The sequence below is a fragment of the Halomonas terrestris genome, from assembly GCF_049166755.1.
GTDB lineage: Bacteria > Pseudomonadota > Gammaproteobacteria > Pseudomonadales > Halomonadaceae > Halomonas.
Genome location: NZ_JBMHFZ010000019.1, coordinates 95,998 through 103,825, shown reverse-complemented (window position 1 = coordinate 103,825; position 7,828 = coordinate 95,998). Strand labels below are relative to the sequence as shown.

Below are 7,828 nucleotides of genomic sequence, written 5' to 3'. Positions count from 1 at the left end.
TCCGAGAACTTCGAGCCGTCGATGGCGGCCATTACCTGTTCGGTCATCTCAGTGACCTCCCATCAGTTTCTCGACGGCTTCGGGGTCGTCATGCACCGCGTAGCGGTCGACGATGGTGGCGCTCGCCTCGTTGAGGCCGATCAGCTCGACCTCGGTGCCCTCGCGGCGGAACTTGATCACCACGCGGTCCAGGGTCTGCACGGCGGTGATATCCCAGAAGTGGGCGCGGGAGAGATCGATGGTGACCTTCTCCACGGTCTCCTTGAAGTCGAAGGCGTCGCCGAAGCGCTCGGAGGAGGCAAAGAACACCTGGCCCACCACCTTGTAGATGCGGCGGCTGCCCTCGTCGGCCTCTTCGCTGCCGATGTAGAGGATATTGCCCACCTTGTTGGCGAAGAACATGGCGGCGAGCAGCACGCCGACGAAGACGCCGATGGCCAGATTGTGAGTCCCCACGGTGACGACCACGGTGGCGACCATGACGAAGTTGGTGCTCATCGGATGCTTCCTGAGATCCTTGATGGAGCTCCAGCTGAAGGTGCCGATGGCCACCATGATCATCACCGCCACCAGGGCGGCCATGGGGATCTGCGATACCCAGTCGGCCAGGAATACCACCATCAGCAGTAGCGCCACGCCGGCGATCAGGGTCGACATGCGGCGACGACCGCCGGACTTGATGTTGATCACCGACTGGCCGATCATCGCGCAGCCCGCCATGCCGCCGAGCAGGCCGGCACCGATATTGGCGATGCCCTGCCCCTTGCACTCGCGGTTCTTGTCGCTCCGGGTGTCGGTCAGGTCGTCGATGATGGTGGCGGTCATCATCGACTCCAGCAGGCCCACCACGGTCAGCATCAGCGAGTAGGGCAGGATGATCATCAGGGTCTCGAGGTTGAGCGGCACCTCAGGCCACAGGAAGACCGGCAGGCTGTCCGGCAGTTCGCCCATGTCACCCACGCTGCGGATCTCCATGCCGGTTATCATGTAGACGGCGGTGAGCACCACGATGCAGACCAGCGGCGAGGGGATCGCCTTGCCGATCACCGGCACCAGGGGGAAGCCGTAGATGATCGCCAGGCCGGCCAGCGTCATGGCGTAGACGTGCCAGGTCACGCCGGTCAGCTCCGGCAGCTGGGCCATGAAGATCAGGATCGCCAGGGCGTTGACGAAGCCCGTGACCACCGAGCGCGAGACGAAGCGCATCAACTCCGCGAGCTTGAGATACCCCGCCAGGATCTGCAGCACCCCGGTGAGCAGGGTGGCCGCCAGCAGGTACTCGAGGCCGTGCTCCTTGACCAGGGTGATCATCAGCAGCGCCATGGCGCCGGTGGCCGCGGAGATCATGCCGGAGCGCCCGCCGGTGAAGGCGATGATCACGCAGATGGCGAAGGAGGCGTAGAGACCCACCTTGGGGTCGACACCGGCGATGATCGAGAAGGCGATCGCCTCGGGAATCAGTGCCAGGGCCACGACGATGCCGGCCAGGGTGTCGCCCTTCAAGTTGGAAAACCAACTCAGTTTCATTTTTTCGTACATGCTTGGATCCAGTCGGGGGTGATTGTCATGCCGTCAGGCGCCAGGAGGTGCAGCGACCGCAAGGCTTCCCCGTTCCCCCGGCAGGGGCCACACAGGGTACGACGGGGAAGGGCAAGAACTCGCCGGATGGGCGCAGGGCGCCCGGAGCATCAGCGTGATGCCCGGCCGTGACACCGCCGTGACGGCGGCACCGAGGCGCGAATCAGGAGGGGACGCTAGGGCGGCGTGGCCAGCCCTGCCAGGGGAGTCATCACGTGCAGTCGTTTCCCTTGCTCTGCATCAACGGGGAGCTATTCAGCGAGCGCTCCCGAAAAAGGAGCGCGAATTCTAGCAGAGTTCATGCTGCGCCGCATCCCTGGGCCGCCATGGGGAGGGATGCCACGACCGCGTGGGCGCGGCACAGGCCGGGTCAGGCGTCGTCACCGCCATCCGGTGCCGCCTTGCCGGTGCGTGTCCGGGCCGCGGGGGAGGCCTTCATCTCCCGAAAGGCTTCCACCAGATCGATGGGGAGCGGCACCACAATGGTCGAGGCGTTCTTGTTGCTCATGTCGCTCATGGTCTGCAGGTAGCGCAGCTGCAGGGCCCCCGAGTTCTCCGACATCACGTTGGCGGCCTCGACGAGCTTCTTGGAGGCCTGCAGCTCGCCCTCGGCATGGATCACCTTGGCTCGCCGCTCGCGCTCGGCCTCGGCCTGGCGGGCGATGGCGCGGATCATGCTGTCGTCGAGGTCGACATGCTTGATCTCGACGTTGGCCACCTTGATGCCCCAGCTCTCGGCCGAGCTGTCGATGATCTCCTGGATGTCGTCGTTGAGCTTGTCGCGCTCGGAGAGCATCTCGTCCAGGTCGTGCTTGCCGAGTACCGAACGCAGGGTGGTCTGGGCCAGCTGGCTGGTGGCGTTGACGAAGTTCTCCACCTGGATGATCGCCTTCTCGGGGTCCACCACGCGGAAGTAGAGCACGGCATTGACCTTGACGGTGACGTTGTCCTGGGAGATCACGTCCTGTTCCGGCACGTCCATGGTGATCACCCGCAGGTCGACCACGTCCATCTTCTGGATGCCGGGAATGACGATGATCAGGCCAGGCCCCTTGACGGCCTGGAAACGGCCGAGGAAGAACACCACGCCGCGCTTGTACTCCGGCAGGATGCGGATCGAGGCCGCGATCAGCATGAACAGCAGCACTACCGGAACGAGATAGGAAATCATCATGGTCTGTCTCCTTGGCTAGCTTGCGACCCTCTCCAACCGGACCCGGTGGATGAGGCTCAGACACCCTGCTCCAGGGGCTCGACCTCGACGGTCAGCCCCTCGACTCCGACCACGCGCACGACCTGCCCCTTGCGCAGCGGTACCGCGCTGCTGGCACGCCACCGTTCGCCCATCAGCCTCACATGGCCCCTGCCATCGAAGTCCTCCAGCACCCTGGCCTCGCTGCCCACCAGCTCTTCCTGGCCGGTCTTGGCCGGACGCCGTCGCAGGCCCACGAAACGGGTCATGACCCACAGCATCAGCACCGACGCCAGCAGGGCGATGCCACCGATCATCGGCAGCGAGATCCTCAGGTTCTCTGCATCCATCAGCATCACCGATCCGATCACGAAGGCGACGATGCCGCCCATTCCCAATATGCCGAAACTGGGCATCAAGGCTTCGCCCACGATCAGCCCCATTCCCACCAGGATCAGCGCCAGGCCGGCGTAGTTGACCGGCAGCACCTGGAAGGCGAAAAGCGCCAGCAGCAGGCAGATGATACCGATGGTGCCCGGCACCAGGCTGCCCGGGTTGGACAGTTCGAAGATCAGGCCATAGAAGCCGATGATCATCAGGAAGTAGGCGACATTGGGGTTGGTGATCACCGAGAGCAGTTCGGTACGCCAGTCCGGATCGAAGCGCTCGATGACCAGGTCCGCCGTGTCCAGCGTCCGCTCGCCATGTTCCATCACCACCGTGCGGCCGTCGATCTGCGCCAGCAGATCGTCGATGTCGCGAGCCACCACATCGATGACGTTCAGTTCCAGGGCCTCGCGCGAGGTCAGGTTGACCGCCTCGCGCACCGCCTCCTCGGCCCAGTCGGCGTTGCGGCCGTGGCGCTCGGCGAGGCTGCGGATGTAGTAGACGGCATCCTCGAGCACCTTGCGCTCCATGGCCGACTCGCCGCGGCGTGGCCCGTCCTCGGCCTGCCCGCTGGTCTCGTCATCTTCGGGCACGTCGGCGGCGTCGCCGTTGGTGGCGGCATCATCGTCACCGCTGGCGGAACCCTCCTCGTCGCTCTCGTCCGCGCGGACGCCGCTGCCATCGCCGTTGTCGTCATCGTCGTCACCCAGTCCCGGCAGGCCACCACCACCGATCTGCACCGGTGTCGCCGAGCCGAGGTGAGTGGCCGGCGCCATCGCCGCCACATGGCTGCCATAGAGCAGGTAGGTACCGGCGCTGGCCGCCCGCGCGCCGCTGGGTGAGACATAGATGGCCACCGGTACCGGGGAGTTGAGCATGCTGCGGATCATGCTGCGCATGGAGGCATCCAGGCCGCCGGGGGTGTCCATCTGCACCACCACCAGTTCGGTGTTGCCCTCGTCGGCCTTGCGCAGTCCACGCTGAAAGTAGTCGCCGATGGCCGGACCGATGGCCCCGTCGATGGTCATCACCAGGGCCGTCCGCTCCTCCTGCTGGGCCTGGGCCTGCCAGGCCAGCAGGCCGCCGAGCACCAGGCACAGCAGGCTGAACAGCAGCAGGATGCGCCTGGCCATGGCCCTGTGGAGTCCGCTCGTCATGTCATGCCCTGCCCTGCGTCTTCTGCCCTTGAGAGTCGCGATGGCGCGCCCTGGTTCAGCCTTTGCCGATATCAGCGTAGGCAGAAGAGGATCGTTACCGCAACAGCCATCACTCGACGGCATGCAGTGAGCGAAGCGTTCGACAGGAACCGGGGACAGGGGGAACACCGGTGCCGCGGGGCGGCACCGGTGGGGGCGAACATCCCTTCCCGGGGTCAGAGATCGTGGGGTTCACCGGCGAAACGACGCTGTACCTCCACCATGTAGGCCGCGAGCGATGTCAGGGCCTCGCCCCCCCACTCCAGCGGCTCGGCCTCCATGGGCGCGACCATGCAGACCTGGGTCATTTCGTCGGCATGCACCTGGTCCATGCCGAACTGGTTGCTGGCCATGGCCACCTGATGGGGGAAGGATTGCTCGAACGTGGCATTGTAGCCAATGTCGTTGCCATCGCTTCCGTGGCAGCTGGCGCAGGACAGGCCGTTGGTGCTCAACGACGTGTCGTAATAGAGCTCCTCGCCCTGTGCCAGCAACTCCTGCGGGTTCTCGTCCGTCTCGCTGTAGCCGGGGATATAGTCGTCCGGGCGCTGGACTGCGCTGGTGTCGACCTCCGCTTCTCCCTCGCCCTCGGCTTCCCCCTCGGCCTCGGCTTCCCCCTCGCCCTCGGCTTCTCCCTCGGCTTCGGCTTCCCCTTCGGCCTCGGCTTCAGCCTCTCCCTGGGCCTCGGCTGCGGCTTCTCCCTCTGCCTCGGCGTGATTACTGGCGAGCAGGAAGGATGATTCGGCAACGGAGGAGAAGCCGGCATCGGTCGAGGTATTCGCCTGCAGGGCCGCGCCGCCCGCCACCAGCGCCAGTACCGGCGCCGTGTAAGCGAAGCGCCGGCTCAGGCGACCTAGCAGTCTGCGGCGTTTGTCGTCATGCTGTGACATGGTTACTACCTCCATGATGACATGTCATGTCGGGTTCCTGTTTATCGCGCCATTCCCCTGGCGACCCAAGGGGCATGTCGCACCGCCTCTTGCCTGACGGTCTGGTTTGGTAGGCACCGGCAACGATTACTTACAGCACCGGGAATCACGGCATGGCAGGAGACCATCCCGAAGCGTCATCGCCGTGTCGCCCTCCTGGGGTGTAAGGAAGCCGGCACTCGTCCGACCACCCATTCACCGACCATCCAGATTGCGAGGAAGGCCATGCCGGACAATGTTTTCCCTGCCACCTCCCAGGAGACACGACACGACCTGTGCGACCGGCTGGCAGCGGCGCTGACCCGGTCCGGCCACCATGCCGCGATCCACTCGATGCAGCTGATGGCCGACACCGGCCTCGCCCATCACCATGTCTGGCTGGTGCGCGATACCATCGACTGGGTCGCCCGCCTGCCCAAGCAGAGCCAGCTGGGCCTGGGTGCCCGGGCCAACCTCGACTACCAGGCGGCCTGCTTCGCCCGGGCGAGCGAGAGCGGACATACCCCAGCGCTGCACGGCGTGCTCGCCCCGTGCGCCGAACTGCCCCGCGGCGGCCTGCTGGTCAGTGCCATTCGCGGCCGCCCGGCACGCCTGCCGGACGACCTTCCGGCCATCGCCGAGGCCTTGGCCGGCCTGCATGCCCTGGAAGTGCCACCGGCCGAGCAACGCAAGCCCCTGAAGAGCCCGGGCGACCCCTGGGCCGCCACGCTCGAGGAGATCGCCACCCAGGCACGCTATCTGGAGGCTGCCGAACTCTCGCCGGCAACGCGCCGATGCATCGAGGTCGAACTCGCCGCGCTGCCGCGACGGCTGCCCGGCGCCGCTCCCCGACTGATCAGTTTCGACGCGCACCCGGGAAATTTCCTGGTCACCCGTTCCGGCCGCGCAGTGCTGGTGGACCTGGAGAAGTGCCGCTATGGCCTGCCCGGCTTCGACCTGGCCCACGCCAGCCTCTACACCTCGACCACCTGGGACCTGAACAGCCGGGCAGTACTCACGCCGGCCGATGTCGCCGGGTTCTATCGGTGCTGGATCTCGGCCACCGGCTTCGACGGCGACCCGGCAACCCTGCTGGCCTGCCGCCGGGCCATGTGGCTGTGGTCGCTGACCTGGTGCGCCAAATGGCGCGCCAGCCACCGCCGCGAGCGCGATGCCGCCGCCCGCGGCGAGGACTGGTCTGCCGAGCTCAGCGACGATGCCCTGATCGCCCACGTCCGTGACCGGGTCGACCACTACCTTTCCCTGTCGACCATCGCCCATGTGCAGCAGGAATTCCGCGCCCTCGAGGACGCGCTGAAGACCACGACGGATCAACCATTCAACGAGGATCCCCTTCGATGTTGAGTCGCACCCTCGCCACTTCCTCCCTCGCCCTGTTGCTGGCCGCTCCTCTGCACGCCGCCCCCGATCCCGCCGACTGGGACGCCGTGCTCGACGAGGCCCGCGGCCAGACCGTCTACTGGAACGCCTGGGCGGGCGACACCCGCACCAATCGCTATATCGAGTGGGTCGACCGGCGCATGCAGGACGAGTACGGGGTGACGGTGGTGCATGTGAAGCTCGACGACACCAGTTCCGCGGTGTCCCGGGTGCTGGCCGAGAAGTCCGCCGGCAACCGCGAGGACGGTAGCATCGACCTGATCTGGATCAATGGCGAGAACTTCGCCGCCATGCAGGCGGCCGACCTGCTGTTCGGCCCCTTCGCCGAGCGGCTGCCGAACTTCGCGCTCACCCACCCCGAGCACAACCCCGAGGTGGTCACCGACTTCACCCTGCCCACCGAGGGCTACGAGTCGCCCTGGGGAAAGGCCCAGATCACCTTCTACCATGACAGTGCGGAGCTCGAGGCCCCGCCCCGTGACATCGAGGCGCTGCTCGCGTGGGCCGAGGCCAACCCCGGCCGCTTCACCTATCCCCGCATCCCCGACTTCACCGGCAGCACCTTCCTCAAGCAGGCATTGATCGCCCTGACCGATGCCGACGAGGCGCTCTACGCGCCGGTGGAGGAGCGCGACTTCGCGGACGTCACCGCCCCCCTGTGGGACTACCTGGACGCCCTGCACCCCCACCTGTGGCGCAGCGGGCGGCAGTTCCCCGCCACCGGACCGGAACTGCGCAACCTGATGGGCGACGGCGAACTGGCGCTGGCCTTCACCTTCATCCCCTCGGAGCCGGCCGCCGCGGTGGCCGACTTCGAGCTGCCCCCCTCCACTCGCAGCTATGTGCTGAAGGGCGGCACCCTCGGCAACGTGCACTTCGTCGCCATCCCCTTCAACTCGCCCCACAAGGCCGGCGCCATGGTGGTCGCCGATTTCCTGCTCTCCCCGGAGGCCCAGGCCCACAAGCAGGACCTGTCGGTGTGGGGTGACCGTACCGTGCTCGACGTGACGCGCCTCGATGAGCAGTCACGAGCGCTCTTCGCCCTGGACGAGGAGAACCCGGCCATGCTGCCTCCCGGCGCCCTGAGGCAGACACTTCCCGAACCTCACCCGAGCTGGATGACGGCCCTGCAGAAGGCCTGGCTCGAGCGCTATGTACGTAACTGA

6 protein-coding genes are annotated in these 7,828 nt (G+C 66.4%); 2 read left to right on the top strand and 4 right to left on the bottom strand.

The features are described from left to right. Positions 1–48: 48 nt before the first annotated feature. From ACOMD9_RS16565 to ACOMD9_RS16550, 4 genes are all read right to left on the bottom strand, one after another. Positions 49–1,539, bottom strand: a complete 1,491-nt coding sequence (locus tag ACOMD9_RS16565) for a SulP family inorganic anion transporter (RefSeq protein ID WP_421417071.1) — start codon at positions 1,537–1,539, stop codon at positions 49–51. 409 nt (positions 1,540–1,948) lie between these two features. Then, positions 1,949–2,752 (bottom strand): slipin family protein, encoded by an 804-nt coding sequence (locus ACOMD9_RS16560; RefSeq protein WP_421417069.1) that lies wholly within the window; start codon positions 2,750–2,752, stop codon positions 1,949–1,951. Between the two features lie 56 nt (positions 2,753–2,808). Then, a complete protein-coding gene (locus tag ACOMD9_RS16555; RefSeq protein ID WP_421417068.1) occupies positions 2,809–4,314 on the bottom strand; it encodes an NfeD family protein in 1,506 nt (501 codons plus the stop codon). A 215-nt stretch (positions 4,315–4,529) separates the two neighbouring features. Then, positions 4,530–5,243 carry a hypothetical protein gene (locus ACOMD9_RS16550; protein ID WP_421417067.1) on the bottom strand — a complete coding sequence of 238 codons (714 nt, stop codon included), beginning with the start codon at positions 5,241–5,243 and terminating at the stop codon, positions 4,530–4,532. Positions 5,244–5,507: 264 nt separating this feature from the next. Here ACOMD9_RS16550 and ACOMD9_RS16545 point away from each other — a divergent pair, with 264 nt between their 5' ends. Then, positions 5,508–6,626, top strand: a complete 1,119-nt coding sequence (locus ACOMD9_RS16545) for an aminoglycoside phosphotransferase family protein (RefSeq protein WP_421417065.1) — start codon at positions 5,508–5,510, stop codon at positions 6,624–6,626. Continuing rightward, on the top strand, positions 6,620–7,828 hold the full coding sequence (locus ACOMD9_RS16540; RefSeq protein WP_421417063.1) for an ABC transporter substrate-binding protein: 1,209 nt from the start codon (positions 6,620–6,622) through the stop codon (positions 7,826–7,828). Before ACOMD9_RS16545 ends, ACOMD9_RS16540 begins: the two co-directional genes overlap by 7 nt.

What these genes read in the sequence shown, in the direction of transcription:
- ACOMD9_RS16555 (WP_421417068.1), bottom strand. Translation starts at nt 4,314, where the DNA reads ATGACGAGCGGACTCCACAGGGCCATGGCCAGGCGCATCCTGCTGCTG.
- ACOMD9_RS16545 (WP_421417065.1), top strand. Translation starts at nt 5,508, where the DNA reads ATGCCGGACAATGTTTTCCCTGCCACCTCCCAGGAGACACGACACGAC.
- ACOMD9_RS16540 (WP_421417063.1), top strand. Translation starts at nt 6,620, where the DNA reads ATGTTGAGTCGCACCCTCGCCACTTCCTCCCTCGCCCTGTTGCTGGCC.
- ACOMD9_RS16565 (WP_421417071.1), bottom strand. Translation starts at nt 1,539, where the DNA reads ATGTACGAAAAAATGAAACTGAGTTGGTTTTCCAACTTGAAGGGCGAC.
- ACOMD9_RS16550 (WP_421417067.1), bottom strand. Translation starts at nt 5,243, where the DNA reads ATGTCACAGCATGACGACAAACGCCGCAGACTGCTAGGTCGCCTGAGC.
- ACOMD9_RS16560 (WP_421417069.1), bottom strand. Translation starts at nt 2,752, where the DNA reads ATGATGATTTCCTATCTCGTTCCGGTAGTGCTGCTGTTCATGCTGATC.